The organism is Clostridium chauvoei (genome assembly GCF_002327185.1).
Lineage (GTDB): Bacteria > Bacillota > Clostridia > Clostridiales > Clostridiaceae > Clostridium > Clostridium chauvoei.
Window position 1 is genome coordinate 1089786 of the sequence record NZ_CP018624.1, and the last position, 26993, is coordinate 1116778.

General features: G+C 26.9%; 29 protein-coding genes and 2 pseudogenes. 21 read left to right on the forward strand and 10 right to left on the reverse strand.

Annotation, left to right across the window (positions count from 1 at the left end; translation table 11 throughout):
• The first annotated feature begins 58 nt into the window (after positions 1-58).
• The 3 genes and pseudogenes from BTM21_RS05135 (at position 59) to scpB (ending at position 2769) form a co-directional block, all read left to right on the forward strand.
• A complete protein-coding gene (locus BTM21_RS05135; RefSeq protein ID WP_021875779.1) occupies positions 59-1312 on the forward strand; it encodes a D-alanyl-D-alanine carboxypeptidase family protein in 1254 nt (417 codons plus the stop codon).
• Between the two features lie 110 nt (positions 1313-1422).
• Positions 1423-2165, forward strand: a pseudogene (locus BTM21_RS05140) (segregation/condensation protein A).
• Positions 2158-2769 carry an SMC-Scp complex subunit ScpB gene (gene scpB / locus BTM21_RS05145; RefSeq protein ID WP_079481388.1) on the forward strand — a complete coding sequence of 204 codons (612 nt, stop codon included), beginning with the start codon at positions 2158-2160 and terminating at the stop codon, positions 2767-2769. Before BTM21_RS05140 ends, scpB begins: the two are co-directional and overlap by 8 nt.
• Before the next feature lie 59 nt (positions 2770-2828).
• Here scpB and ytfJ read toward each other — a convergent pair whose 3' ends face one another.
• From ytfJ to BTM21_RS05160, 3 genes are read right to left on the reverse strand one after another with little or no spacing between them, the layout of a single operon-like run.
• The gene (gene ytfJ / locus BTM21_RS05150) at positions 2829-3329 is read right to left on the reverse strand and encodes a GerW family sporulation protein (RefSeq protein ID WP_021875776.1); all 501 of its coding nucleotides are present in this window, start codon (positions 3327-3329) and stop codon (positions 2829-2831) included.
• A gap of 9 nt (positions 3330-3338) precedes the next feature.
• Positions 3339-3695, reverse strand: a complete 357-nt coding sequence (locus BTM21_RS14215; RefSeq protein ID WP_096145468.1) for a DUF2953 domain-containing protein — start codon at positions 3693-3695, stop codon at positions 3339-3341.
• On the reverse strand, positions 3665-3916 hold the full coding sequence (locus BTM21_RS05160) for a hypothetical protein (RefSeq protein ID WP_096145363.1): 252 nt from the start codon (positions 3914-3916) through the stop codon (positions 3665-3667). The genes BTM21_RS14215 and BTM21_RS05160 overlap by 31 nt, the downstream gene beginning before the upstream one ends.
• A gap of 114 nt (positions 3917-4030) precedes the next feature.
• Here BTM21_RS05160 and BTM21_RS05165 point away from each other — a divergent pair.
• Positions 4031-4987 (forward strand): annotated as a pseudogene (locus tag BTM21_RS05165) (D-alanyl-D-alanine carboxypeptidase family protein); the annotation flags it as partial.
• A gap of 314 nt (positions 4988-5301) precedes the next feature.
• Here BTM21_RS05165 and BTM21_RS05170 read toward each other — a convergent pair.
• Both BTM21_RS05170 and BTM21_RS05175 read right to left on the reverse strand, forming a co-directional pair.
• Positions 5302-6585: an FAD-dependent oxidoreductase gene (locus BTM21_RS05170; protein ID WP_079481840.1), complete on the reverse strand. Its 1284-nt coding sequence runs from the start codon at positions 6583-6585 to the stop codon at positions 5302-5304.
• Positions 6585-7577, reverse strand: a complete 993-nt coding sequence (locus tag BTM21_RS05175; protein WP_021875772.1) for a sulfide/dihydroorotate dehydrogenase-like FAD/NAD-binding protein — start codon at positions 7575-7577, stop codon at positions 6585-6587. The genes BTM21_RS05170 and BTM21_RS05175 overlap by 1 nt, the downstream gene beginning before the upstream one ends.
• A gap of 182 nt (positions 7578-7759) precedes the next feature.
• Here BTM21_RS05175 and BTM21_RS05180 point away from each other — a divergent pair, with 182 nt between their 5' ends.
• The 5 genes from BTM21_RS05180 (at position 7760) to BTM21_RS05200 (ending at position 11514) form a co-directional block, all read left to right on the forward strand.
• Entirely contained in the window at positions 7760-8311 is a 552-nt protein-coding gene (locus BTM21_RS05180; RefSeq protein ID WP_021875771.1) for a TetR/AcrR family transcriptional regulator, read from the forward strand.
• Positions 8312-8461: 150 nt separating this feature from the next.
• On the forward strand, positions 8462-10024 hold the full coding sequence (locus tag BTM21_RS05185; protein ID WP_079481386.1) for a ClC family H(+)/Cl(-) exchange transporter: 1563 nt from the start codon (positions 8462-8464) through the stop codon (positions 10022-10024).
• Positions 10025-10082: 58 nt separating this feature from the next.
• Entirely contained in the window at positions 10083-10667 is a 585-nt protein-coding gene (locus BTM21_RS05190) for a hypothetical protein (protein WP_079481385.1), read from the forward strand.
• Positions 10668-10767: 100 nt separating this feature from the next.
• Positions 10768-10959, forward strand: a complete 192-nt coding sequence (locus BTM21_RS05195; RefSeq protein ID WP_021875768.1) for a hypothetical protein — start codon at positions 10768-10770, stop codon at positions 10957-10959.
• 6 nt (positions 10960-10965) lie between these two features.
• Positions 10966-11514, forward strand: a complete 549-nt coding sequence (locus BTM21_RS05200) for a hypothetical protein (protein ID WP_021875767.1) — start codon at positions 10966-10968, stop codon at positions 11512-11514.
• Between the two features lie 39 nt (positions 11515-11553).
• Here BTM21_RS05200 and BTM21_RS05205 read toward each other — a convergent pair whose 3' ends face one another.
• Positions 11554-12012, reverse strand: a complete 459-nt coding sequence (locus BTM21_RS05205; protein WP_021875766.1) for a hypothetical protein — start codon at positions 12010-12012, stop codon at positions 11554-11556.
• A gap of 203 nt (positions 12013-12215) precedes the next feature.
• On the opposite strand from BTM21_RS05205, the gene BTM21_RS05210 reads away from it, so the two are divergent.
• Positions 12216-12863, forward strand: a complete 648-nt coding sequence (locus BTM21_RS05210) for a hypothetical protein (RefSeq protein ID WP_021875765.1) — start codon at positions 12216-12218, stop codon at positions 12861-12863.
• A gap of 303 nt (positions 12864-13166) precedes the next feature.
• On the opposite strand, the gene BTM21_RS05215 is transcribed toward BTM21_RS05210, so the two are convergent.
• Positions 13167-14606, reverse strand: a complete 1440-nt coding sequence (locus BTM21_RS05215; protein ID WP_079481036.1) for a DDE-type integrase/transposase/recombinase — start codon at positions 14604-14606, stop codon at positions 13167-13169.
• A 178-nt stretch (positions 14607-14784) separates the two neighbouring features.
• On the opposite strand from BTM21_RS05215, the gene BTM21_RS05220 reads away from it, so the two are divergent.
• From BTM21_RS05220 to BTM21_RS13570, 5 genes are all read left to right on the forward strand, one after another.
• Complete coding sequence (locus tag BTM21_RS05220; RefSeq protein ID WP_079481384.1) at positions 14785-15417, forward strand: hypothetical protein; 633 nt, start codon at positions 14785-14787, stop codon at positions 15415-15417.
• A gap of 2 nt (positions 15418-15419) precedes the next feature.
• Positions 15420-15803 (forward strand): GntR family transcriptional regulator, encoded by a 384-nt coding sequence (locus BTM21_RS05225; RefSeq protein WP_021875763.1) that lies wholly within the window; start codon positions 15420-15422, stop codon positions 15801-15803.
• Positions 15804-16703, forward strand: a complete 900-nt coding sequence (locus BTM21_RS05230) for an ABC transporter ATP-binding protein (protein WP_021875762.1) — start codon at positions 15804-15806, stop codon at positions 16701-16703.
• Positions 16684-17211: a hypothetical protein gene (locus tag BTM21_RS05235; RefSeq protein ID WP_096145364.1), complete on the forward strand. Its 528-nt coding sequence runs from the start codon at positions 16684-16686 to the stop codon at positions 17209-17211. Before BTM21_RS05230 ends, BTM21_RS05235 begins: the two co-directional genes overlap by 20 nt.
• A gap of 170 nt (positions 17212-17381) precedes the next feature.
• Positions 17382-17696 carry a hypothetical protein gene (locus BTM21_RS13570; protein ID WP_151901570.1) on the forward strand — a complete coding sequence of 105 codons (315 nt, stop codon included), beginning with the start codon at positions 17382-17384 and terminating at the stop codon, positions 17694-17696.
• On the opposite strand, the gene BTM21_RS05245 is transcribed toward BTM21_RS13570, so the two are convergent.
• Positions 17689-18078, reverse strand: coding sequence for a PadR family transcriptional regulator (locus BTM21_RS05245; RefSeq protein ID WP_079481382.1), 390 nt, complete (start codon positions 18076-18078; stop codon positions 17689-17691). The genes BTM21_RS13570 and BTM21_RS05245 overlap by 8 nt on opposite strands.
• Positions 18079-18249: 171 nt before the next feature.
• Between BTM21_RS05245 and BTM21_RS05250 the strand changes: the two genes are divergently transcribed.
• Entirely contained in the window at positions 18250-18492 is a 243-nt protein-coding gene (locus BTM21_RS05250) for a ground-like protein (protein ID WP_096145366.1), read from the forward strand.
• Positions 18493-18770: 278 nt separating this feature from the next.
• Here BTM21_RS05250 and BTM21_RS05255 read toward each other — a convergent pair whose 3' ends face one another.
• A complete protein-coding gene (locus BTM21_RS05255) occupies positions 18771-20210 on the reverse strand; it encodes a DDE-type integrase/transposase/recombinase (protein ID WP_079481036.1) in 1440 nt (479 codons plus the stop codon).
• Positions 20211-20388: 178 nt separating this feature from the next.
• On the opposite strand from BTM21_RS05255, the gene BTM21_RS05260 reads away from it, so the two are divergent.
• From BTM21_RS05260 to BTM21_RS05275, 4 genes are all read left to right on the forward strand, one after another.
• A complete protein-coding gene (locus tag BTM21_RS05260; protein ID WP_079481379.1) occupies positions 20389-20907 on the forward strand; it encodes an ECF transporter S component in 519 nt (172 codons plus the stop codon).
• Between the two features lie 18 nt (positions 20908-20925).
• A complete protein-coding gene (locus BTM21_RS05265) occupies positions 20926-21762 on the forward strand; it encodes a pyridoxamine kinase (RefSeq protein WP_079481378.1) in 837 nt (278 codons plus the stop codon).
• 70 nt (positions 21763-21832) lie between these two features.
• A complete protein-coding gene (locus BTM21_RS05270; protein ID WP_021875757.1) occupies positions 21833-22729 on the forward strand; it encodes an HD domain-containing protein in 897 nt (298 codons plus the stop codon).
• Positions 22730-22839: 110 nt separating this feature from the next.
• On the forward strand, positions 22840-25419 hold the full coding sequence (locus BTM21_RS05275) for a 3'-5' exonuclease (protein WP_021875756.1): 2580 nt from the start codon (positions 22840-22842) through the stop codon (positions 25417-25419).
• Positions 25420-25448: 29 nt separating this feature from the next.
• Here the strand turns inward: BTM21_RS05275 and BTM21_RS05280 are convergent, their stop codons facing one another.
• Positions 25449-26399: an L-lactate dehydrogenase gene (locus tag BTM21_RS05280; protein WP_021875755.1), complete on the reverse strand. Its 951-nt coding sequence runs from the start codon at positions 26397-26399 to the stop codon at positions 25449-25451.
• Between the two features lie 264 nt (positions 26400-26663).
• Here BTM21_RS05280 and BTM21_RS05285 point away from each other — a divergent pair, with 264 nt between their 5' ends.
• Positions 26664-26993 carry a hypothetical protein gene (locus BTM21_RS05285; protein ID WP_079481377.1) on the forward strand — a complete coding sequence of 110 codons (330 nt, stop codon included), beginning with the start codon at positions 26664-26666 and terminating at the stop codon, positions 26991-26993.

The window sequence follows — 26993 nt, forward strand, 5'->3', positions numbered from 1 at the left end:
TTTTTATCATATTTTTATTTTTTTTGGTAATAATAAGCTTGAAGGGAGGCTATATAAAATGAAAAAGAGTTTTATAAAAAGAATTTCTATCTTTGCTTTGAGTTTATTTTGCCTAACAAGTTTACCAATAAAAGCAGAGGAAAGAAATTATCAAAATGTTGAACAAACATATGAAAATATTGATGATGGTGTTGAGGAAACTTATGAAGAGTGGACTACTGAGGTCTTTAATGATGAAGGTATTGATGTAGAAGCAAGGTCAGCTTTACTTATAGAACCAACCACAGGAAAGTTAATTTATGAAAAGAATATAGATGAAAAATTTGCGCCAGCATCAGTTACAAAAATAATGACTATGCTATTAACTATGGAAGAAGTGGATAGCGGAAAGATAACATTACAAGATAAAGTTACATGTAGCGAAAATGCTAAAAAAATGGGTGGTAGCACTATGCTTCTTGAAACAGGAGAAATTAGAACTGTAGAGGAGTTATTAAAAGGTGTAGCAATTGCATCAGGAAATGATGCGGCAGTGGCATTAGCTGAATATTTAGGAGGTACAGAAGAAGCATTTGTTGGTATGATGAACAAAAGAGCACAAGAGCTTGGAATGACTAATACAACATTTAAAAATTGTAATGGATTACCAGCAGCAGGACATGAATCAACAGCAAGAGATATTTCTCTAATGTCTATGGAATTATTAAAACATCCTCAAATATTAAAATACTCAGGTACATATATGGAAACTATATCAGAAGGTCGTAAATCTCCTATAGAATTAGTAAATCATAATAAATTAGTTAGATTTTTTGATGGTTGTGATGGATTAAAAACTGGTTATACAGAAGAGGCTAAGTATTGTATAAGTGCAACAGCAACAAAAAATGGTGTTAGAATGCTTTCAGTTATAATGGGGGCGCCTACATATAAGATTAGAAATAGAGATGCAGGAATGCTTTTAAATTATGGATTTTCAAAATATGAGGGTAAAAAGCTTGTTGCAAAAGATGAAGATGTTGATACAGTTTATTTAAGTAAACAAACAGATAAATTCTTTATAGCTAAGGCAAAAGATGATTTAATAGTTGTATTACCTAAAGGAAGCAATGGTGAACTAGAAAAGAGACTTGTTATGGATGAAGTTAAAAAGGAATACAAAGCTGGAGAAATAGTAGGTAGATGTGAAGTTTACTTAGGAGAAGAAAAAGTTGGAGAAGTAGAACTATATGCAGATAGAGATATAGAAAAAGGTGGTTTCTTTGAAAACTTTAAGTTTAATATGAAGAATATGTTTAAAAAAGGGATATAATAGAAGTGAACCTTAATAGGTTCACTTTTTCTTGTTCTTTTTTATGAAAGTTGATATTATAGAATATATAATAAAGTACATATATTCTATAATATGGAGGTGATAGTTTAATGGAAATGCCTAAGATAAAAGTGGCAGATTTTGAAGGTCCTTTTGACTTGTTATTACATTTAATAAAAAAGCATGAAATGGATATATATAATATAGAAATATATAAAATCACTAATCAATATTTAAAGTACTTAGAAGAAATGAAAGAAATGGATCTAGAAATAACATCAGAATTTATAGTAGTAGCAGCCACTTTAATAGAAATAAAATCTAAAAAATTACTTCCAAAAGTAGTTATTAAAGAAGAAAACGAAGAAGATGTAGAAAAAGATCTTATGACTAAATTAATAGAATATAAGAAGTTTAAAGGAGTTTCTAGATTCTTTAAAGATAGATATATTAGTTCAGGTGATGTATACACTAAAATGCCTGAATTAATCCAAGAGGAAGAAGAAAAAATAAAGACAGAAGATTTGTTAAAAAATGTTACTTTATTAGATTTATATAAGTTATATAATGAATTACTTGAGAATTATAGGCTTAAACAAAACCGAGAAAATGTAATACAAAAAAGATATTTGTAGATAGGTATAAGCTTGAAGATAAAATGCAATATGTATTAGATAAACTTAATAGTGTTAAAGTATTTGAATTTAATGATTTTATAAAAGAAAGTGAATGTAAAATGGAAACAGTTGTAACATTTTTAGCTTTATTAGAACTTATAAAGTTAAGAATGATTAAGGTTTTTCAAGATAATAGTTTTGGGAACATATTAATAAAAAGGAGAAATAATGAATAAAATAGAAATAAATCAGTTCGAGTTTCAGGGTGCATCTAAAAAGAATAGAATAAAATCTTCAATTGAATCCTTATTATTTGTAAGTGGAGAGCCTTTAAATTTAAAAACATTGAGTTCTAATGTAGAAGTTGCACCTAAAGTATTAGAAAAAATATTAGATGAGATGATGGATGAGTATGAAGAGGAATCTAGAGGGATAAAACTAATTTCTATAAATGGAGAATATCAATTAGTAACTAAAGCACAAAATAGTGAATTTGTACAACGTTTATTAAAGAAAAACAAACGTCAATCCTTATCTCAAGCTTCTCTTGAAAGTTTAGCTATTATAGCATATAAACAACCAATTACAAGAGTTGATATAGATGAAATTAGAGGGGTAAAGTCAGAAAGTGCTATTCAAAGATTAATAGAAAAAGAGTTGATAAAAGAAGTTGGAAGATTAGAGGTTCCAGGAAGACCTATTTTGTTTGGAACAACGGAAGAGTTTTTAAGACAATTCGGGCTTAAGGCTTTAAATGACCTTCCATCTTTAGATTTATATTCTGAAAAAGAACAAGATGAGTCTTTGGAAATTTTAAATAACGCAATGAAAGAGTTATAATATAAAAGTACAGAAATGAATTTATTTCTGTACTTTTTACATTTGAAATGTTATGAAAATTAATGAAGATTATTAGATGAAGAATCAGTATCATCACAGTTACATTGATCAATTGAAGAATCACAAATATTACAACTATCAGATTGATGCTTATCTTTATGTTTTTTATGTTTACCTATATCATTAAAGAAGCCTTTAAACATTTCTAAAACAGTAGGAATAGAATCAACTACTCTATCGCAAGCATTATCTTGATCTACAGGTAATAATCTAACAGAATCTTCTCGTACTACTAGAAATGCTACAGGTTTTACAGTAACTCCTGCACCAGAACCACCACCAAAAGGATGTTTTGCATCTTGATTAGGTGAGGATTTACTTTGATTTCCAAATTCACTACCTCCTGAAGCAAATCCAAATGTAACCTTTGAAATTGGGATGATATAACTGCCATCTCTAGTTTCTACCGCTTCACCAATAACGGTGTTTACATCTATCATATCTCTTAAATTTTCCATAGTACTTCTCATTAAATTTTCTACTGGATGTTCATTTGCCATAATATATCCCTAAACAGGGGACACCTCCTCTATGTTTTCAAAAGAATTATATATTAAATATAATATACGTATAGCATGTGCAAGATTAAAGTAAATTATACTAGAGATAGTAAAATTTAATATTTTATCTTCATTAAAATGAGGATTAATTTGTAATTTGAATTTTTTTACTGAAAAAATCTGATTAAAAACAGCAAAAAGTATAGGGTTAAGATTACATAATAATCCATAACCTATAGCAGTATATGCAGCATCATTAAAGGCGAAATCAAGCTCGCCTTTAAGTTTAAACCAAGGTCTAAATTTATTATTTGTAATACTTCTATATAGTGATATTAAGGAAAGCTTTTTATTTTTTTTGAAAATAGATTATGCTTATTAACTTTAGTATTTATATTTTTATTTGAAGATTTTTTTTCGTTAGGTTTTTTTAATAAATCATTTAATATTCCTTTTTCAGGAGATAATAAAACTAAGTTGAAGACCTTTATATGAAAGTAAGCCTTATTTTTATATATTGTTATTTTTAGTGGAATAGGGAGTAAAAATAATAAAAGTATACATGAAACTATAATAATTATAACCATTAATATCCTCCTAATGAGATTATCTTATAGTATTACCATAAATTATTAAAATAAACTAAAATTTTTTTTGATTATCAGGTTTAAAATTTTACTTTTAGAACACACTAGTCATAGATGGTTAATTTAGAGGGTGATTTTATGAAAAAAATTAAAAAAATACCAATAGTATTAATAACATTGTTATTAACAACACAATGTATTATATTTTCTCCAAAAGCAGTAATTAAAGAAGAAGATATAGATACAGACGATGAAATTATTAATTTAGATGAGGAAGATAGCTATGATGTAGATAATACTAAAGTTGATACTAAGGGGCCATTAAGAGTAAGTGCAAGAAATGCTATAGCAATTGATGCAGAATCAAAGCAAGTACTTTGGGATCAAAAAGGATACGAAATAGTTCCAATGGCAAGTACTACAAAAATCCTTACATCATTGATAGCCATTAATTATGGAGATTTAGATAGAAAAGTAACCATCAGTAAAAATGCTTCATCAATTAGAGGATCAACTGTAGGGTATAAGGCCGGTGAAGAAATAACTATGAGAGAACTTCTATTTGGACTTATGTTTAGGTCAGGAAATGATGCTGCAATAGCAATAGCCGAAGACATAGGGGGATCAGTAGAAGGATTTGCAAATATAATGAATGATTTTGCTAGAAGTATAGGAGTTTTAAATTCACATTTTGAATCTCCTCATGGATTAGATAGTCAAAAGCATTATTCATCTGCATATGATTTAGCTGTTTTAGCTTCAAAAGGGATGGAAAGTGAAGTTTTTAGAGAAATAGTTGGAGAAAAATCTATAGGTAAAGAAAAATATAATTTTACAAGGGATTATCAAAATATAAATAAAATATTATATAGAATTCCAGGAGCTAATGGCGTAAAAACTGGATATACAGGTCAAGCAGGAAAGTGTTTAGTTTCTTCTGTAAATCACGATGGAAGAAATATAATAATAGTAGTATTAAATTGTGTTGATAGATGGAATCAAACAGAAAAAATTTATAATTATGTAATAGAAACAAACACCTTAAAAACAGTATCTAAAAAAGAATTAGTAGAAAAGGAAGGTTTCATGGATTTAGGTGCTGTAATTCAAGATGAAGAATTTAAATATGGATATAAAGAGAATGATAATTTAGAAGTAGAGGTATTTAAACCTGTATTAGATATAAGAGAAGGAGATGTTTTAGGGAAAATAGTTCTAAAAGATAATAATAAAGAACGTTATAAGTCTCCACTTATAAGCAATACTAAAATAGATATTAAGGAATATGAAAAAAAATAATATAACTAAGAAAGCTATATCAATTTATATTAATATAGCTTTCTTGTTTTTAGTTATAGTAAAAACTAATATATAAATTTATATTTTTAATTATTTATAAGTTTTTGAGCAAAAACATTATCTAAATTTACCTTTTTAACTCTTGCTGCAATTTCTTCTTTATCTAAGGTATATAAACCTTGATCAACCATTCGTTTAAAGTATCCAGCTCCAGCAAAGGTATATCTATTTTTTCTACCTTCTCTTGTTTTAGCTTTTTCATTGGCATAAGATATTATATCACCTATAGCTATAGATGCAGGTAGTATTAAAAGAGGTAAACCCATAGCTAATCTAACAGCATTATGACCAGCAAGACTACCAGTGCAAATTGCTTCAGTATGACCAACAAATAATCCACTTTTTTCACCAGCGCAGAAAAGATTATCTACACCTTCTACTTTTAAATCATTAGTTCTTGGAGCTACAGAAAGATATCTTATTGAATTTCCCTTACTTCCGGCATATGGATCTACATATTTCGCTTTTTCCAAGCCTTTTATCTTTCTTAATTTTTGAAGAGGGTAATACGTAGTCATAAGTTTAGCATGTCCAGTATCTAGAAGAATGATATTTTCAGCAAATTCTTTTAAAGCATATTGTTGACATACTTTAGTACTAAGCTTACCATAATTAACATCTTCTTTAGGAACTTGTAGAATAACTTTACCAGTAGTATTTAATTCTTCAAGGATTTCATCAGAAAGACTTTCTTTTGCAAGTTTACAAGAACCTGAAAATGCACCTAAGATATCATCATCTCTTTCACCTTGAATATCAGATACACCACATCTTTCGCTTATACTTAATCTAGGACCAAAAGCAGGGCATCTTAAAACACACATAGAACATCCATTACCATATCTTAAACAGTTACCCATAGGACCTGTAGTTCCTGTAGTTTCCACAAATACATCGCCTTCTACGTAAGAAGCATCACTTAAATATATACCTTTGATTTTCTTTTCTGTTACTTCTACATCAGTAACTCTACTTTCTGTAAAGATATTTATACCAATATTACTTAAATGTTCTCTTACATTACCTTCGATAATATTTACATCATATAAACTAGCGTGTTTATGACCTGGAAAATCAAGATCTTTATGTCTTGAGGAATTATCTACAACATCAATAAGATCACCAGCACCTAATTCTTTTAATTCCTCAGAGGCTGTCCATCTACCATTGTTTCTCATTATTCCACCAACGTTACCTAAACCTAATAGCAAATCGGTTTTTTCATATAGATATACATCAGCACCAGCTTTTTTAGCAGTAACAGCAGCAGCACAACCTGCCCAACCACCACCGACAACTATAACTTTTATCATATAAATCTTCTCCCTTCAAAAACATCTCTTGGATCTGCTTGAACTTTGCAGAATCTTTTAACTTTATGACCTTTAAATCTAGCTGTACAACTACCACAAACGCCTTCACCACAACACATCTTTGTATTATTACAGCAAGATAAGGTTACATCCTTTCTATCTAGTTCATCTAAATAATCAATTACTTTATAAGTTAAAATATCAGCACCAGCAACATGAACATGTGTTATATTTTTTTCGTTTACTAAAGTTTTCAATGCTGTTTTTCCTTCTGCTGATAGTTCACCTTTATCCACCAAATTCATTTCAATTGGAGTTATATTATATTTTTTTAGAAAATTAGTTACATAAATATCTTCATAAGGTTCTCTATCTAATATAAGAGTAATATTGTTATTATTTTCACTAAGTTTTCTTATAACTGGCATCATAGGAGCCATTCCTATTCCTCTTGCCATTACCAAAACATTTTTTTCTTTTTGCTTTTGTATGTTTTTAATACCAAAGACGCCATTCCAATAAGGTCCTCTTATAGTTATTTCATCACCTTGGTTTATATCAAGTAATTTTTTAGTTTTTATACCTCTAACTTCAATCATTATTGAAATAATATTATTTTCTATATCTGATTCTAATATAGAAATAGGGACATCAAAATATACGTTTGTATCTGTTCTAATAAAAACGAAACTACCTGGCTTAACCAAATCTATTGCAAGCTTATGAGGTGCTTCAAATTTAATAAGTAATACATCAGGTTGATGTAAAACTTTTTCCTTAACTAAACAATTATAAGTTTTTCTACCTTCTTTAGCTTTTGAACCATTATACTTAAATTCTTGATAAATACAAACCCCCTTCCAATTAGAACAATCACAAAAACAACTTCCGTGTAATTGAGAACATAATATGCATTCTCCAGATTCTGCTAAGTGACAAGGACAAAATTCTGTACCTGCGTCAATACAATCCATTGCTTCTTTAAACATGTATTCTCTCCGTTTAAATTTCTTACATAGTAATAGATTATTTTAAAATTATAATTTTGTTACAACTTTAAAAAAAGTAAAAATATTACTAATTAATGTATAAAATATAATAAATATATTGGGTTATCTTGTTAAATTTGTTACAATAATATTAAGTAATAACAAAGGAGGCGACTATAGTAATGCCGAAGGTAATAGAAAACCTACAAGAAAAAATATTTGATGCAGCTATAAAACTTTTTGGAGAAAAGGGTTATGAAAATGTAGATATGAAAGCAATTGCAAAAGAAAGCAATATAGCTGTAGGAACATTATATAATTATTATAGTAATAAAAGGGGTTTATATATAAAAGTATTAGAATCTAGTTGGGAAGGTACTTTTAATAAATTACAAAAAATAGTAATCAGTGATTTAAGTGATAGGGAAAAAATAAATAAAATAGTAGAATATTTATATTATGATATTAAAGATAGAAAAGGTTTAGGAAACTATTTTATAACAGGAGATTTTTTACCTAAAGAAAAGGCAGAAATAAATACTGATAAGATAGTTCAAAATATTTTAATATTTTTAAAAGAAAATAATACCATGTTAAAGAATAGAGAGAAGGAAGAGTTAGAAAAATTAATATACATGATTTTATGTACTATAGTTTTATTAGTAAATAAATATGGTGATAAAGATAAAGAAAATTTGAATGCATTAAAGAAACTTTTAGATAGTTTTGTATAATAAAAGCTTAAAGAAAGATAGAAACCTATTAATCTGGGTTTTTGTCTTTTTTTAAGTTAGTTTATCAAAATACAGAAAAATATAGACTTTGATTGATAAGTAAAATAAGTATAAAATATTAAGGTGGAAAATTTAAAAATAGGGGGACATATGAGTACAGAAAATACGTCAAAAGTATTAACAGGAAGAAAGAACTTAAGATTCAAACTAATTGCAGAGGGTGCTGTAATAGGGGTGATTGCAGGACTAGTAATAGTTTTAAACAGAAGATTAGCAGAATGGGGAGGGGAAAAGTTTAAAGGTTTTTATACTTATGCAAGTGGTAACCCCTTTAAAATAGCTATTGTATTTTTTATATTATGTATATTAGGATATATAGTAGGTATTATGGTTGAAAGAGAACCTATGATATCAGGAAGTGGGATACCTCAAGTTGAAGGAATATTAACAAGAAAGTTAAAGGCTAATTGGTTTAAAGTTTTATTCTATAAATTTGTAGGTGGAGTAATAGCATTAGCAGCAGGACTTTCAATAGGAAGAGAAGGTCCTTCAGTTCAAATGGGTGCAGCTATAGGAGAAGGCTTTAGTAAAAAGCTAAAAAGAATTAATATAGAAGAAAAATATCTTATTACATCAGGAGCATCAGCTGGACTTTCAGCTGCATTTAATGCTCCGTTATCAGGAGTTATGTTTGCTTTAGAAGAAGTGCATAAAAACTTTTCACCGCTTGTGTTATTATCTGCTATGGCAGCAGCATTAGCATCTGATTTTATAACAAAACAATTTTTAGGATTAAATACAGCCTTTGAATTTAGTACAGTTTTAGTATTACCTTTAAAGTATTATTGGACATTAATATTATTAGGAATATTAGTTGGTATAAGTGGAGTTCTTTTTAATAAGGGAATACTTAAAACCCAAGATATTTATGGAAAAGCTAAGAAATTAAAAAAACGACATAAGGTAATGATTCCATTTATAATGGCAGGAATAATAGGATTAATAGCACCTATATTATTAGGTGGAGGACATGATTTAATAATGTCATTAGTTACAAGTGGATTCACTTTAAAAGTACTTATTTTATTTTTATTAATAAAGTTTATATTTACATTTTGTAGCTTTGGTTCAGGGGTTCCAGGAGGAATATTTTTTCCTTTATTAGTACTAGGAGCATTGATAGGAAATATTTATGGTTTAATTATTTGTAATTTTACTAATACGCCAGCGTTATTTATAGTAAACTTTATAATATTAGCTATGGCAGGTCATTTTGCTTCAATAGTAAAAGCACCTATTACAGGGATAGTACTTATAACAGAAATGACAGGAAGTTTTGAACATTTACTGCCTTTAACTATAGTAGTAATGGTATCATACATAACTTCAGACTTAATGAAGTCAGAAGGAGTATATGAAAGTTTATTAGAAAAATTATTAAAATCTAAGCCAGAAGAAATAGAAGAAAAACATGAAACCTATAATAAAACACTTTTAGAAATAGGTGTTAATATGGGAAGTATAGTTGATGGTGAAAAAATAAAAAATATAAAATGGCCTAAAAAGGCTTTATTAGTAGCAATAAAGAGAGGCAACAGAGAAATAATTCCAAAAGGAGAAACTGAAATATTATCAGGAGATTATTTAGTAGTTCTTGTTAGTTCAGGAGAAGCAAGTATTATATTGGAGGAAATAAACGAATTAACTATTTAATTAGAATATTTTATGGTAAAATATTAATTAAATAGAGAATTAAGTGGGAGTTGGGATTATGTTTGCATTTGATTTAATGAATATATTTGAAGGTCTAGTTAGAAATTATATTAAATTTGATTTAAATAGAGAAAGTACAAGATATGAGATTCTAAAAAAAGAAATAGATTATATGGTTTCAGTAGGTGAAGTGTTAGGATATTCATCTATAGTTACAGGGATAGATGAAAACAATAATAATATAAATGATAAAATAGAATTGATATGGAGAGATTACGATGATTTAAAGGCTATGCCTAAGGATGTAGTATTTTATTACTCCATAGAAGAGGATTTAGTAAATGATATAAAATCTATAGATAGTTTATTAGAAAATATAGACAAAGAAAAAAGCAATACATCATTTATGCAAGTTGTTGAAGTAGCTTCAACTGAAAGAATACAGTACTTAAATAGGCATATACAAACTTCTAAAAATGTAATAGGGAAAGATACATTAATAATTTATAGAATAAAAGACATATTAGAAGGTAAAAATTATTTATATGCATATCTTTTCAATGGAAATAAAATAGTAAAGGAAAGAATAGCAACATCATATACAGACATTTTCGGATTCTTAAAAGCAAAATTTTCAAAATAGATATAAAAACTCAGTTTATTAAAGACTGAGTTTTTTGTTTAAAACCATATTTAGTAGCAAATAATACTATTATTATATGTTATTCTAAGGAGGTTTTATAATGGATATAGAAAAAGGTAAGATAGTTGAAGTAAGCGATAAGAAAAATAATGTTACTAAATACATTCAAGTAATTAAAAATAAAAATATAAATGAATTAAAAGAGATAGAAGCAGAAAGCTTAAATGCATTAATGTCCAAAGTTAGAGGGCAAATTATAGAATGGGAATCTAATTATAAAATATTAAGGTAGGAAAAGATGATAGATATTTTAAGTTGTATAAAACCAATATCAGAACAAGAATTTAAAAATTTAGTAAATATAAGATTAAATAACATATTTGAAGGATTAGAAAAATATAATAATTCCACTCTTTTAAGTAGCATTAATAAAGATTTTTTAATAAAAGAAAAAAGCTTTATTAGTTTTATGGAAAAATCCTTTGATATAAATAAAGAAAAAAATAAGGATAAGCCATTGATAATAGATTTTTATTTGAAAGATTTAGATTATGAATCCTTTAATAGATTAAGTGAATTATTAGATGAAGAGGATAAATATATTTTAAATAAGATAAAAAATAATATAAATTTAAATACAAATTACTTTATTATTGAGGACAAAAGATTAGTACCTTTTTTTGTGAAGCTATCTACAAGAGAGTTGTTTTTTATAACATTTTATTTTACACAACTACCAATAACAATATGGGGTAATTATGAATTGAAATTTCCAACCTTTTATATAGAAGATGAAGTATTTCAAAAATATAAATTGCTTGCAGAAGATAATAAATTAATTTTATAGCAAATATAAGACTAGTAGGATTTTTACTAGTCTTATATTTTAACTACAAAAATTAGATTTAACTATAGTAGAAAGTCTAAATTCTCCATTATCTAATGCTCGTACATACCAAGATACTGGAGAAGATAATAAGGCATCATAATCATTAAATATTTGAACATAATTTTTTTTAAGAATAGGATATAAAATTTTAATAGTATCACTTTCTTTAATTACAATTAAAGGCATATATTCATTATCTGTACATAAATAATTTAGAGAATCTAAATGAACTTCTAAGATCTTTCCATTAAAATATGAATCACAAATATAAATCTCTTTAGTTTTTATATTCTTAAGAATTACAGTAATATCTCCTAAAGTATCTAATGTTAAAGCTCTAAGTTTAATTTTCAAGGTATAATTTATTAAACTAAAACCATCTATTTCTTTTTTTATAAAATCAGAATTTGATAATTGATTCTTTAAAAAATCGATTTTTTCCAATGTACTTTTCATTATAATCCTCCCATAAATTTTTTTGTTAATAATTATAATATTAAAAATTTCAATTTAGGTTACTTTGATAATAAATAATTATATGAATAAAAAGTAAGTTTTAGAAGAAGTATAAAATTTATTTAATAATAAGTAATAATTTTACAGATATATTTTAATAAAAAATACAAAAAATAAACAAAAGAAGGAGAGGAGGATTTTTTGTGTCAGATAACGTAATTACTACTATAATATCAGCTTCAGCCATTGTAAGTGGATCATTAATAGGTGCTATTTTCAGTTATTATATAAGTAAAAAAACTACATCAAAGTCAATAAAAGAGCAATATAGAATACAAGAAGCTAATCGTGAATATGAAGAGAAATATAAAATAAAAGAAAAATGTACTTATGCCAATGTAGTTAGATTAGACATTTGTACAGCTATATTTCAAAGTATTAGAAGTCTTCAAAATAAAGAAAATATATCATATTTATATATTTTACCTATAAGTAAAGAATATCAAAAGGCTGTTGCATCTTTAAGTGATAAGTATTCTCTAAAAGAGTTAAGTTACATATATCAGCTTTATGGAATTATAGAGAAGGTTAATAAAGATATTTATAATTGGACATATGATAATGTAGAAGGCTACAAAATGATTAAAAGAGGATTTTTAGATATATTAAAAAAATTATACGGAGAAAATTATAAAAAGATATTAAAAATAGAAATTGATAAACTTAGTTATGAAGATCTTTATAATAATGATTTAATAAAAGAAGGGTATAAAGAAGTTTTAATGACATTAGATAATTTATGTTATGCTGAAAATTTAATAAAAGAAAAAGAAGAGCAATCATCAAAATAAGTTGATTGCTTTTTAACTTGCAAAGTATATTAAGGAAAATTTAAGAATTAATAATAAGAATTAAGAAAATTTTAATGCAAAATAGTAAAATAATGTAATATAATAAAGGTGTACTATGTGATATAGTACACCTAGTAATATTAGATAGTGTAAAGTTTCGTATGAAAAAATAGCTTATGGCTAATTTGGAATAATAGTTAAAAATATCTTTATAATATCTAAGAAAATTTTAAAATTGAATATGCTAAAAAGACCTTCGGTAACGGAGGCAAAAACTTAATCAATATTTGATTTTATGATTTATCAAGAAGTTTGTGATTCTTGCATATGTAATATGGTTTGTTGACCGAGACTGATAAGAATTTGCCACTTTGCAGACATATTGTCAATACCATCTAGTTGCTTTAATTCGTTTAAAGGACGCCAGTAATTGTAAGGATGCGGGCGTAAGAAGTTGTAATAAGCAACCCAAAGGGAGAAGCCATAAAGAGCACCTTCATCACTTCCATAACCACAGGTACCCCTGTAGGAAGATTTAAAGGTACGGTTTAAACGCTCTACAACTTGCTTAACCCAACGAAATTCTTCAGATACTGGATCATCGTTAGTAAGTCCGATAACTTGAGTTAGATTAAATTCTTTATTTTTTTCTAATTCAAATTGTTGCTTCGCTAACGGATATGAACTGTAACCATCGGCAACGAAGTTTAAAGCTTTTCCAGGGAAGTCTTTAAACTTATCAAAAGCCATACGCATTGCTAGTATACAAGGGCCAGTATCTCTTGTATCAGATACTTGATAACCTAGAATAGACCTTTTACAAGCATCCATTACAATCCAGACATAATGCTTAATGCCTTTTACTTTTATATAAGTTTCATCGGCAGAAAGTATTTTAGAGGGTTTGTAATCAAAGGTATCAACAAACGGCTTAATAACAGCAGCTGCTGTTAGAGCATAATTAGCAACAGTTCTATGTGAAATTTTTATTCCATGAACTTCTTTTAAAACATGAGCTGTTTGTCTTGTAGACATTTTACAATTAACGTGATAAGTCAAGCATAGTCCCATTATATGCGGGCTAAACTTCTTAAAACTAAATCCGGTAGCATGTTTTGATATTGGATATAGATCCATTTTAAAGAAGTTAATATTAAATTCACGATATATGTAATGAAGCTTATACTTGTATTTATCACAAGGATCAATATTCTTTGGAAGATTCTTAAGATTTCTTTGATAGTATAAGCATTTAGAATTATTGCATTTATGTATTTTAAAGTGCTTGCGTTGCTTTTGTTCCGTAAGCGTAGCACCGCAATAAGGACATATAAATACTATTGGTTTAGTTGTGTGATTAGTTTCTTTAAATGTAAGACCACAAACTTTACATTGAAACTGTCCTTTACTGCCATTGTTATCGTATATATATTCATGTGGTGCACCACACTTAGGACATTTAGTTTTTTTAGGGATAGACTTCCCGTTCCGTCTTTGGACGGGTTTTACGGTCTTGTTATATTTATGTTTGTAATAAGCTAAAAGTAATATATAGTCTACCTTTTCAAATCTAATAATTGTGGGTAGCTTATCTACTTTGAATTTTTGGTATTCTGGACTATTAGAATCATCAAATATCATCTGGTTAAGTGGAATATGTTTTGAGATGAATAAAAGTAATTGACCGATAATGGCAATTAAATATTGATTATAAGTAATTAAATAAGTTATAATTGAATCCATAATAACGACATCCTTTCATGTGTGATTTTGTTTGGTTAGAGATTCAATTTTAACATGAAATTAGGGGGTCGTTATTTTTTTATACAAAAAAACTGGCGAAACCTTGATATATAAAGATTTAAAAAGAAAAGTAGTGTAAAAAACTTTACACTAACTAATATTAAAAGGGAGGGTATTTATGAAGAAACCTACATTAATTGCCACGGCTGCATTATCATTTGCATTATTATTTATATTTACATTTTCAAATAAAGTAGATATGTATGAGAAAAAGGTAATCTATAATGAACCAATTAAAGCGTTGGAAAATTTTATTAAGTATTCTAATATACTTGAGGAAGCTAAAGTTAATAAATCAAGATATAAACTAGTTAGAACTAATGAATTTTATGAAAGTATATCAAGAAGATATAGGCTATATTTAGGAGATAATAAGCAAGAAAATAGAATGATGGGTTTTTATTCAATACCAACATTTATAGAATCTTACAAAATTGAAGAACTTAAAGAAAATCAAGTAGAGAGCATAAAACTTAATCATGAGGAATCTTACTCTATAATAGAAAATTATAAAAGACCAATAGATATAAAGTACTTTAAAGTAACAGGGAAATGTCTTAGAGATTATAATTGGAGTAGAAATAATTTAAATGATAAGGGTGTCCTTAAAAAAGAAGCTTTTGAGAATATCGAAAAAAATACAGGTATATTTAATGGAAATTATGTTTTTATTGTTGTAGATGAAGGTGAAGGATATGTTGTTGATTATTATGAAGAAATAGGTAGTTACGATGTATCTAGGGAGGAATAGATATGATAAAAATAGATGCAAGAAGTAGTACACCTATCTATGAACAAATAATAATTGGAATAAAAGAACTTATATTGAAGGGAATTATTAAACCAGGAGAAAAACTTCCTTCAGTGAGAGAATTATCAGTTATGGTCACTGTAAATCCTAATACGATAAGTAAAGCTTATGGAGAGTTGGAAAAAGATGGAGCAATAGAGAGTTTAAGAGGGAGGGGAACCTTTGTGGTAGAAGATTATAAACCTAAACATTTAGAAGAAAAGTTTAAAAAGATTAAAAATGAATTAAAAAAAATAATGTTAGAAGCAAAATATCTAGGTCTTAAAAAAGAAGATTTAATTAAAGCCCTTAATGAGTGTTTTAACGACATAGAGGGAGGAGAATAGATGCTAGAAGTTAATAGCTTATCATTAAATTTAGGTGATAAATTAATATTAGATGATATAAATTTTACATTAAAAAAGTCAACTATTCTTGGTTTAGTAGGACCAAGTGGTGTAGGCAAAACTTCATTAATTAGAACTTTAGTAGGTATATATGAAGGTACTAAGGGTGAAGTGTTATTAAATGGGAAGAGTATTTATGATAATGCAGAAGCTAAGAAAAAATTAGCTTATGTTCCTGATGAACATAATAGTTTTTATTTAATAACTATTAAAGAAATAGTTAATTATTATAAATCAATATATGATAATTTTGATGAACATAAGTTTAATGAAATAAATAGAATATTTAAAATTCCTATAGATAAGAGGTTTTTTCAATTATCTAAGGGTATGAAGGTTAGAGTTAATTTAATGATATCTTTATCATTAAAGAGTGAATTTTTAGTTTTAGATGAACCAACATCGGGGTTGGATCCTATTTTAAAAGAAAAAGTTCTAAAGCTTATAATGAAAGAAGTATCGGAAGAAGGTAAAGGAGTTATTATTAGCTCTCATAATCTAATAGAACTTGAGAGACTATGTGATGATATAATAATGCTTGATGAAGGAAAAATAGCATATCATAACTCTTTAGAAGGTATTAAGAAAAATATAAAGAAAATACAAGTAGCTTTTGATATGCCTGTTTATAAAGAAGATTTAAGTATTATAGATGGTATATTTAGTATCTCACAAATAGGGAGAGTTTTTACAATAGTTACTGATAAGTATAATAAAGATTTTAAAAAACATTTAAATAAATTTGAACCTTTATTTATAGAAGAAATTGATTTAAGTTTAGAAGAGGTATTTATTCATAAATTAGAAAAGGAGGATGATTATGAGAAAATATTTAAATAGAAGCATTTTTTATCAAGGAGATGCAAATATTATATTACCTTTAGTAGCATGTTATATAGGAGCTTTTATTTTTCAAAGTACCATAATTAATAAGTGGTTTGGATATTTAAAATATCAAGTTTTATATACAACTACAGAAAAATACTTGTCCTCTAGTAATGACATATTTATTTTATTATTATTAGTTTTATATTTAAGTATAATTTATATGATATCAGTTGGAATTTTTAAAAGGAAAAAGTGGTCTACACTTTTATCAGGACCTTTTAGTAAAAAAGATATTAGAAGAAGAGAATTAATTTTGGTAATAATGTCAACAATGGTATTTTTTATTATTTATTATATATTAATAATTAGCGGATATATTAGGAATTCTGAATTAATTAGTTATTTAAATGTATTTAATAATGTAATAATACTTGATTTTATAAGAATGTTTTCAATATCTATTTTAGTAATTGGAGGATTATTTTTTTTAGATTCTCTTTTTCTAATTTATATATGCTAATTTTTAGTGTGGTTTTTATAGGAATTTATTCTATAACATTAATTTTAAATATAGAGTTTTTATTTAATTACTATATACGTTTTAACTCTATAGTTAAACCAATTACGAATTTTATCTTTAATTATAATTACTATAATACAAAAATTATAGAATTTTTTACAGTAGCAATAATGATTATTCTAATTGGAATTATATTAGGTTTAATTTCGAGCTTATTAACTAATAAAATTAAAGTTGAAAATATGACAAATGGAATAATGTTTAAAATACCTAAAAAGGTAGGACTATTTATGATATATACTTTTAATGGGTTATTATTATCACCATTTATAGTAGAAACTATAAATGTAAATTTATTCTACAGTTCAATGGATAGAAATGTTATTTTAATAATAGGAATTATATGTATAATAGTACTATCTGTAATATCATATTTTATTGTAAGAAAAATAAAAGGTAAAAGAAAAAGCGGGTTAATTACTTAACCAGCATTTCTATCATAACATCTAAAGTGGATTTTGTTTTATTTAAATTATTAACATAATCGCTAATATGGTTTTTATAATAATATACTCCTTCGTCAGTGATGGAGTATATTTTTTTACTTCTCTTATTTAAGAATTCATCACCACTCCAATGACTTTTTACATAGCCTTTAGTTTCTAAATCATAAAGAGTTTCATATATAGTACTAGAAGAGACTGGGAAAGGTAATTCAGATCCTTCGAATCTATATTTGAAGGCTTCTAAAACTTTATTACCAAAAATAGTTTCTCCTTTAGCAAGTTCTTTAAGAATATAAAAGCTATAAAGCATTTTCGTATTAACTACGTTTCTAGGTGCAACAAGTCTATTTCTTTTATCCATAAAATTACTCTCCTTTAATTTAATTACATATTAATTTTAACATGTTTTTTATAAAAAATCTACTTAAATAAAATACTCGTAAATGATAATAAATAAAAAAGTTAATTTATAGAACCAAAATAATGATAAAAGAATAATATGTACTATACAAAAGAGTAGGAGTTGATGAACATGTCAAAGAAATCATGTAAGTCATGCTGTTGTTGTAACAGTTGTTGTAACAGTTGCTGTTCACGAGGTTGTGGATGTAGTAATAGGTGTGGTTGTAACTATAATAATTGTGGCGGTGGCTGTGGCGGTTGTGGCGGCTATGGTGGCGGCTGCGGTGGTTATGGTTGCGGCGGAGGATGGGGAGGCGCTTGTGGCGGTTGGTTCCCATTATTATTTATACTATTATTATTTGGCGGCTGTTGATGGTAAAATAAGTAAAAGGGTGCTTTGCACCCTTTTATTTATTTGTTTTACTATAATTGTATCCATACATTTGACTAAAGGAGCTTTGGTAAATATTATATAAACATAAAGAATGTTGGATAGTGTAAAGTTTCGTATGAAAAAATAGCTTATGGCTAATTTGGAATAATAGTTAAAAATATCTTTATAATATCTAAGAAAATTTTAAAATTGAATATGCTAAAAAGACCTTCGGTAACGGAGGCAAAAACTTAATCAATATTTGATTTTATGATTTATCAAGAAGTTTGTGATTCTTGCATATGTAATATGGTTTGTTGACCGAGACTGATAAGAATTTGCCACTTTGCAGACATATTGTCAATACCATCTAGTTGCTTTAATTCGTTTAAAGGACGCCAGTAATTGTAAGGATGCGGGCGTAAGAAGTTGTAATAAGCAACCCAAAGGGAGAAGCCATAAAGAGCACCTTCATCACTTCCATAACCACAGGTACCCCTGTAGGAAGATTTAAAGGTACGGTTTAAACGCTCTACAACTTGCTTAACCCAACGAAATTCTTCAGATACTGGATCATCGTTAGTAAGTCCGATAACTTGAGTTAGATTAAATTCTTTATTTTTTTCTAATTCAAATTGTTGCTTCGCTAACGGATATGAACTGTAACCATCGGCAACGAAGTTTAAAGCTTTTCCAGGGAAGTCTTTAAACTTATCAAAAGCCATACGCATTGCTAGTATACAAGGGCCAGTATCTCTTGTATCAGATACTTGATAACCTAGAATAGACCTTTTACAAGCATCCATTACAATCCAGACATAATGCTTAATGCCTTTTACTTTTATATAAGTTTCATCGGCAGAAAGTATTTTAGAGGGTTTGTAATCAAAGGTATCAACAAACGGCTTAATAACAGCAGCTGCTGTTAGAGCATAATTAGCAACAGTTCTATGTGAAATTTTTATTCCATGAACTTCTTTTAAAACATGAGCTGTTTGTCTTGTAGACATTTTACAATTAACGTGATAAGTCAAGCATAGTCCCATTATATGCGGGCTAAACTTCTTAAAACTAAATCCGGTAGCATGTTTTGATATTGGATATAGATCCATTTTAAAGAAGTTAATATTAAATTCACGATATATGTAATGAAGCTTATACTTGTATTTATCACAAGGATCAATATTCTTTGGAAGATTCTTAAGATTTCTTTGATAGTATAAGCATTTAGAATTATTGCATTTATGTATTTTAAAGTGCTTGCGTTGCTTTTGTTCCGTAAGCGTAGCACCGCAATAAGGACATATAAATACTATTGGTTTAGTTGTGTGATTAGTTTCTTTAAATGTAAGACCACAAACTTTACATTGAAACTGTCCTTTACTGCCATTGTTATCGTATATATATTCATGTGGTGCACCACACTTAGGACATTTAGTTTTTTTAGGGATAGACTTCCCGTTCCGTCTTTGGACGGGTTTTACGGTCTTGTTATATTTATGTTTGTAATAAGCTAAAAGTAATATATAGTCTACCTTTTCAAATCTAATAATTGTGGGTAGCTTATCTACTTTGAATTTTTGGTATTCTGGACTATTAGAATCATCAAATATCATCTGGTTAAGTGGAATATGTTTTGAGATGAATAAAAGTAATTGACCGATAATGGCAATTAAATATTGATTATAAGTAATTAAATAAGTTATAATTGAATCCATAATAACGACATCCTTTCATGTGTGATTTTGTTTGGTTAGAGATTCAATTTTAACATGAAATTAGGGGGTCGTTATTTTTTTATACAAAAAAACTGGCGAAACCTTGATATATAAAGATTTAAAAAGAAAAGTAGTGTAAAAAACTTTACACTAACGAATGTTGCTAGGGGGATTAGAAATGAAATTTAAAACAAAAAGATTAGTAATGATTGCAGTACTTGCAGCTATGTGTTATGTAGGGACATTAATAAATATAAGGATACCAATTGGTGGTTCAATGTCAATGGTTCATTTAGGAACTACTGCAATTTTTATAGCAGCAGTGCTTGTAGGTAAAGATGCAGGTTTAGCTGGAGGAATTGGATGTGCTCTTTTTGATCTTTTAAGTGATTTTGCAGCGTGGACAATACCAACGTTAATAGTAAAGGGATTAACAGGATATGTAGCGGGTAAAATTGCTTTTGCAAATGGAAAAGAAGGAAATAGTTTAAAATATAATGTAATAGGATTTATAGCAGGGGGATTAGTATCTCTTATAGGATATTTTATAAGTAACTTACTTATATTTGGAAAAACATGGGCAGTTGCAATAGCAAGTTTAAGTACATCATTAGTTACAACTACTATAGGAGTAATAATAGCAATACCATTAGCTACAGCAGTAAAAAAAGTAGCACAAAAATCAAATTTAATATAAAGATAAGGAGCGTTAATTTTGAGTAAACCAATTGACAAAATAGCAATCCTTCATGATATGTGTGGTATAGGAAAAGCAGCATTAACCAATATAATGCCAGTAATAAGCGTTATGGGTATAGAAGCTTGTCCTATACCTACTCTTATTTTATCAACACATACAGGAGGATTTGGTAAACCGGTAATTAAATATACAGAAGGATTTATAGAAGAGACAATAGAGCATTATAGAGAAAATGAAATAAGTTTTCAAGGAATATTTGTTGGATATTTAGGAAATAAAGAAAATCTAAATAGTGCTAAAAATTTCATAAAAAAATTTAAAAATGAAAATAATTTAGTTGTATTTGATCCTATTTGTGGAGATTCCGGAAATCTATACTCTAATTTTAATGATGAATATGTAAAAGATTTAAAAGAAATAATAAGATTTTCTAATATAATAACTCCAAATTTTACAGAGGCTTGTTTATTATCAGGTAAAAAAGTAAAAGAAAGTATAAGTGAAGAAGAAATTAAAGATATCTTAAAAAGTCTAATTAATCTTGGTGCTAGAGATATAATAGTTACAAGTATCCCAATGAAAGAAAATGAAATTGGAGTACTTATATATAATAGTAAAATAAATAGTTTTAAAGTAATTTCTCATAAGAAAGAAATAAAAAGTTATCCTGGAACAGGAGATATATTTGCATCTGTTTTAATTGGGAGTTTAATAAAAGGATTATCAATAGAAGAAGCAAGTGAAAAGGCAAGTGATTTTGTACTAGAATGTATAAAAGAAAGCAATAAATATGATTATCCTTCTAAAGAAGGAGTTTTACTTGAAAAGTGCTTATTTAAATTAGTTAATTAAATTATTAATGAATTATAAAGCTTTAATAAAGAAATAATAATTATGTAATAATTTAAGAAGGAGCAAAAAAATGGCATATAGATATTTAAATGAAGCAAAGAGTGGAGAAAAAATAGAAATTTCTTTAATGATAATGAAAATATTATCTAAAGAAGAAAATATTATAACAGCATATATAGGCGATAAAACTTGTGAAGTAAAAGCATTAATAGTAGATTCAAAATTAAATCTTCAAGTAGGAGAAGTAATTAAGGTAAAAGGGGTATTTAAATCACCTTTTAAGGTAGAAGTTATAAAAAAAATAGAAAAATTTGATATATATACATATATACCTTCTGTTAAAAGACCTATTGATGATATACTAAATGAACTTGAAGATATAACAACAAAAGAATTTAAAAGTCCGGATATAATAGCTATTGATAATTATTTTTTTAAAGATGAAGAGTTTTTAAAAAAATTTAAAATGGCTATAGGTGGAGTGTACCATCATCATAATTACTTAGGGGGATTAGCTGAACATACTTTAAATGTAACGTATTTAGCTAAAACTTTTGCAGAGAGATACAATTGCAGATATAAAGAATTAGCAATTTTAGGTGCTAAACTTCACGATATAGGAAAAATAAGAGAGATGTATTATGGAGGGCCTTTTGGGTATACTTTAGAAGGTGAAATGGAAGGCCATATTGTTATAGGAGTAATGATGCTTGAAGAAGCTTTTAAAAAAGAAGCAGAATTATATTCAGATGAATTTAAGGAAAGACTTAAGGGAATAATAGTACAACATCACGGAAAGTTAGAATATGGTTCTCCAAAATCACCTAAAAGTCAAGAATCTTATATAGTCCATTATGCTGATTACGTAGATTCTACATTTAATAAAATAGATATAATTGGAGAAGGGGTAGAACCTGGTCAATGGACAGGATATGAAAGAAGAATAGAAGGGAGAATATTGCTATAGTAAATAGGATAATTTAATATAAGAGACATTTATTCAAAAGGGGATAAATGTCTCTTTTTAATACTATTATGATATAATATTTTAGTAAAGCAAAAATTGGTGGTGAATTAATGGAAACTATACTTAATAAAAAACAAAGAGAAGTAGTAGAAGAAATAGAAAGTAATATTTTACTACTTGCATCAGCAGGAACAGGAAAAACCAATACTTTGGCTCATAGAATTTCTAATATAATAGAAAACAATAAGGCAAAAAGCGAAGAGATACTATGTATTACATTTACAAATAAAGCAAGTAAAGAAATGAAGGAAAGAATTGAAAGTATAGTAAATAAAGATGGTGAAAATGTAATAGTTAAAACTTTTCATAGCTTTTGCTTTGATATTTTAAAAGAAGAAGCAAAAAAGAATACAGATATATATACTGATTTTATTATATGTGATGAAGAAGATTGTAAAGAAGTAATTAAGACAGTAAATTACTATAAATTTTCCTTAGCATCACTTCAAAATTTTATAGCATTAGTAAAAGAATATAAGGGTATATATGATATATATACAGAAGATTCATTAAAGGACTATGAAAAAATCATAAAAAGGTTATATAAAGAACAAAGTGAAAAAATTAAAAATATTTGTATTGGTGAAGAATATTCATTAGATTATAATATGATGAATATTTTAGAAAAAGAAGGCGCTAAAATTGTACAAAGTTACAACAGTGCATTATATAATAATCATAATTTAGATTTTAATGATCTTATTATAAAAGTTCATGAGCTTTTTAAAGATTTTAAAATTATAGAAGGCATAAGGAATAAATTTAAGTATATAAGTATAGATGAAGTACAAGATACAAGTTATTTAGAGTATGAAATAATAGAAAAGCTATTTTATAAAAATAATATATTATTATGTGGTGATCCATTTCAAACTATATATCAATGGAGAGGATCTATACCTAATATAATAATTAAAGAATTCACTGAAAAATATAATCCTATAAAAATAGTATTTAATGAAAATTATAGATCAACTAAAAGACTTATAGAGGCATCTTTTAGATATTTAAAAAATGTATTTTCTTTAGAAGTAGAAGCAACTTATAATAATGAAATAGAGGCAATAAGTAATTTAAATGGAGAAAAAATTTGCTTGAAAGAATTAAACTCTATAAAAGATGAAGCAAATTTCATATTTAGTGAAATAAAGAATTTGAAACTGACGGATGTTTCTAAAGTATGTATATTAACTAGAAATAATAAATATAATATTGATTTATCTAATGAATTAGCAAATATAAATAGAAGTTTAGATGCTTGTGATAAGTTGAACTTTATATTAATTGATGAGTTTAGATTTTTTAGAAGGCAGGAAATTAAAGATGTTTTAGCTGTTTTAAAATTATGTACTAATAAATATGATTCTAATAGTTTAAAAAGAATAATTAAAAGATTTAAAACGGGGATTTCTTTAAGTGCTATAAATACAATTACATCAAAAGATTATAAAGAAGTTGGAATAAATATTAGTGATTTTATAGATAATAAGACTCATGTTTATGGAGATAAATATGGATTACTTATGAAAGAGATAAACAATGATAATGTTATTGTCTTTGATGTTGAAAGTACAGGGGTAAATACTACAGAGGATGAGATTATACAAATTGCAGCTATAAAAATAAATTCAAAGGGTGAAGTTATAGATAGCTTTGAGAAGTTACTTAAAAATAATAAGTCTGTTAGAACTTCAGAAAAGGTACATGGATTCAGTGATGAATATTTAAAGCGCCATGGAGAAGATAAAATAGATGGATTAAAAGAGTTTTTAAAGTTTTCAAAAAGAGCAGTTGTAGTTGGGCATAATGTTCAATATGATATAAATATATTAACTAGTGAATTAAAAAGAAATGGACTTGAGAATCCGAATTTCCTGGATTTTTACGATACATTAGATATTTATAGACGATTCTATCCAAATTTACCCAATCATAAATTAAATACATTAAGTGAGTTATTTAATATAAATAATAAACCAACTCATGATGCCATGGATGATATTTTAGCTACAGCAGAACTTTTACTATTAGCAATAAAAAATAAGATTAAACCATTAGCTTTTGAAAGACAAATGTTAGTAGGAAAACATTTAGAGAGTTTTACAAAACTAAGTTTAAAACTAAATAATATAATAAGATTAAGTGAATTAGAAAGACCTAAAAATATAATAGCTAAAATTATTGAGGAATTTGAAATTAAAAAATTGTATGAGAAAGAAATGCAAAGAGTATATAGATTAAGAGAATTCTATTTAATTGCAAAAGATTTAGATAACCTTAATCTATCACCGCAGGATGCAATGATAGAATTTTTAAAAATAACCTCTCTTTCCAATGGAGATATGGAAAGAATTTTAAAAGGACAAGCAAGAATTCCAATAATAACAGTACATCAAGCTAAAGGGCTAGAGTTTGATTATGTATTTCTAGCAGGAATACAAGAAAATGTTTTTCCTTCCTATCAAGCAATTAAGTCTTCAAATTTAAAGGAAGAAGAACGTGTTTTTTATGTAGCAATAACAAGAGCTAAAAAAAAGTTATACTTAACATATGCAAAAAACTCAAAAGGTAGAAGAAATAATATAAGTAGATTTATAAAAAATATTCCTAACGAGTTTATAGAAAAGTAGCTATCCGTTAATTGATAGCTACTTTTAACTTAGAATTTAGCTTTAGAAAGATGACTTATTAACAAGTCAGAAGACTCTTTAAGCTTAGATATTTCATCAGTTGAAAGAGGAACTTCAAGTATTTTTTTTGCTCCATTTCTATTTAAAATAGTAGGAATGGCTAGATAAACATCATTAATTCCGTACTGTCCTTGGAATAAGGAGGAAACAGTAAGAATAGAGTCTTCATCTCTTAATATAGCTTCAACTATCCTAGTTACAGCTAAAGCAACTGCATAGTTTGTATAGCCTTTTCTATTGATTATTTCATAAGCTGCATTTTTAACTAAGTTAGGAATTTCATATTTGAAATTTTTATCACATTTAGAACACACATTTTGGCAGTAACTATCTGCATTCATACCAGCAATATTAGTTAGACTCCAAGCTGTTATTTCTGAATCACCATGTTCACCAATTATATATGTATGTACATTTCTGGCATCTATATCAAAATGTTCACTTAACATATATTTTAATCTAGATGTATCAAGTACAGTACCTGAGCCAATAACTCTATTTTTAGGGAAACCTGATAATTTATAAGTAATATAAGTCAATATATCTACAGGATTTGACACAACAAGCAGAATAGAATTAGGACTATATTTAACAACTTCAGGAACTATTTCTTTAAAAATGGCTAAATTTTTATTTATAATATCAAGTCTTGTTTCTCCAGGTTTTGGACCTATACCAGCAGTGATGATTATAATATCTGAATTTTTAGTATCTTCATAAGTTCCAGCTTTAATATCCACAGCTTTAACAAAAGCTGCTCCGTGAGAAAGGTCCATTGCTTCAGCTTCAGCTTTATCTTTATTTATATCTACAATTACAATATCAGATGCTAAACCTTGAATCATTAATGAATAAGCAGTAGTAGAACCCACAAATCCAGCACCGATTATAGAAATTTTATTTGCTTTTTCTTTGATCATTGTTATCCCTCCTAAAAACTCTACAAATAAAGCAGAGTAAACAACTAAGATTTATATTAGTATTATATATTAATTAATAATTATTATCAATAGTGATTTGTATATATTTTTATAAAGGTTAAGGATATATACATATATGATTTTTTTATTGTAAAATTATATGAAGATTAATATAATATAAATAAAAATGAACAATAAGTGAAAAGTTATATATAAGAGTTTTATTAGAAATTCAATGGACTATAATTAAAAGACGGAGGTATTATGTTTACTGATAATAGAGGATATTGCGAGAAATGTAAAAAAATAAGATCATATACATTGAAGGAGCATAAAATTGTAAAGGAATTAAATATTGGTAGAATAGAAGTAATAGAGTTATCTGCTCACTGTTTAACTTGTGGGGAATTAATTTATTCAGAAAAAGTTAGAGAAAAAAATAGCAAGGAAGTAGAGCAAGCTATTATGAATTTACAAGAAGAATTAGAGATTTTGCATATGCTTAGAGAAGTTAAAACAAGTGATATTATAAAAGAGAGTTCAGATAAGGAAATTTTGGAAGAAATAAAATCAATATTAAGAGATAAAAAATAA

Bases quoted from the DNA above. Each gene is read 5' to 3' on its own strand.
- BTM21_RS05180 (WP_021875771.1), top strand. From the start codon at position 7,760: ATGCCGAAGGTAATAGAAAACCTACAAGAAAAAATATTTGATGCAGCT.
- BTM21_RS05245 (WP_079481382.1), bottom strand. From the start codon at position 18,078: ATGGATAAAAGAAATAGACTTGTTGCACCTAGAAACGTAGTTAATACG.
- BTM21_RS05190 (WP_079481385.1), top strand. From the start codon at position 10,083: ATGTTTGCATTTGATTTAATGAATATATTTGAAGGTCTAGTTAGAAAT.
- BTM21_RS05280 (WP_021875755.1), bottom strand. From the start codon at position 26,399: ATGATCAAAGAAAAAGCAAATAAAATTTCTATAATCGGTGCTGGATTT.
- BTM21_RS05215 (WP_079481036.1), bottom strand. From the start codon at position 14,606: ATGGATTCAATTATAACTTATTTAATTACTTATAATCAATATTTAATT.
- BTM21_RS05235 (WP_096145364.1), top strand. From the start codon at position 16,684: ATGAGAAAATATTTAAATAGAAGCATTTTTTATCAAGGAGATGCAAAT.
- BTM21_RS05285 (WP_079481377.1), top strand. From the start codon at position 26,664: ATGTTTACTGATAATAGAGGATATTGCGAGAAATGTAAAAAAATAAGA.
- BTM21_RS13570 (WP_151901570.1), top strand. From the start codon at position 17,382: ATGATTATTCTAATTGGAATTATATTAGGTTTAATTTCGAGCTTATTA.
- BTM21_RS05275 (WP_021875756.1), top strand. From the start codon at position 22,840: ATGGAAACTATACTTAATAAAAAACAAAGAGAAGTAGTAGAAGAAATA.
- BTM21_RS05135 (WP_021875779.1), top strand. From the start codon at position 59: ATGAAAAAGAGTTTTATAAAAAGAATTTCTATCTTTGCTTTGAGTTTA.
- scpB (WP_079481388.1), top strand. From the start codon at position 2,158: ATGAATAAAATAGAAATAAATCAGTTCGAGTTTCAGGGTGCATCTAAA.
- BTM21_RS05185 (WP_079481386.1), top strand. From the start codon at position 8,462: ATGAGTACAGAAAATACGTCAAAAGTATTAACAGGAAGAAAGAACTTA.
- BTM21_RS05225 (WP_021875763.1), top strand. From the start codon at position 15,420: ATGATAAAAATAGATGCAAGAAGTAGTACACCTATCTATGAACAAATA.
- BTM21_RS05250 (WP_096145366.1), top strand. From the start codon at position 18,250: ATGTCAAAGAAATCATGTAAGTCATGCTGTTGTTGTAACAGTTGTTGT.
- BTM21_RS05220 (WP_079481384.1), top strand. From the start codon at position 14,785: ATGAAGAAACCTACATTAATTGCCACGGCTGCATTATCATTTGCATTA.
- ytfJ (WP_021875776.1), bottom strand. From the start codon at position 3,329: ATGGCAAATGAACATCCAGTAGAAAATTTAATGAGAAGTACTATGGAA.
- BTM21_RS05200 (WP_021875767.1), top strand. From the start codon at position 10,966: ATGATAGATATTTTAAGTTGTATAAAACCAATATCAGAACAAGAATTT.
- BTM21_RS05230 (WP_021875762.1), top strand. From the start codon at position 15,804: ATGCTAGAAGTTAATAGCTTATCATTAAATTTAGGTGATAAATTAATA.
- BTM21_RS05175 (WP_021875772.1), bottom strand. From the start codon at position 7,577: ATGTTTAAAGAAGCAATGGATTGTATTGACGCAGGTACAGAATTTTGT.
- BTM21_RS05160 (WP_096145363.1), bottom strand. From the start codon at position 3,916: ATGGTTATAATTATTATAGTTTCATGTATACTTTTATTATTTTTACTC.
- BTM21_RS05255 (WP_079481036.1), bottom strand. From the start codon at position 20,210: ATGGATTCAATTATAACTTATTTAATTACTTATAATCAATATTTAATT.
- BTM21_RS05195 (WP_021875768.1), top strand. From the start codon at position 10,768: ATGGATATAGAAAAAGGTAAGATAGTTGAAGTAAGCGATAAGAAAAAT.
- BTM21_RS05205 (WP_021875766.1), bottom strand. From the start codon at position 12,012: ATGAAAAGTACATTGGAAAAAATCGATTTTTTAAAGAATCAATTATCA.
- BTM21_RS05270 (WP_021875757.1), top strand. From the start codon at position 21,833: ATGGCATATAGATATTTAAATGAAGCAAAGAGTGGAGAAAAAATAGAA.
- BTM21_RS05260 (WP_079481379.1), top strand. From the start codon at position 20,389: ATGAAATTTAAAACAAAAAGATTAGTAATGATTGCAGTACTTGCAGCT.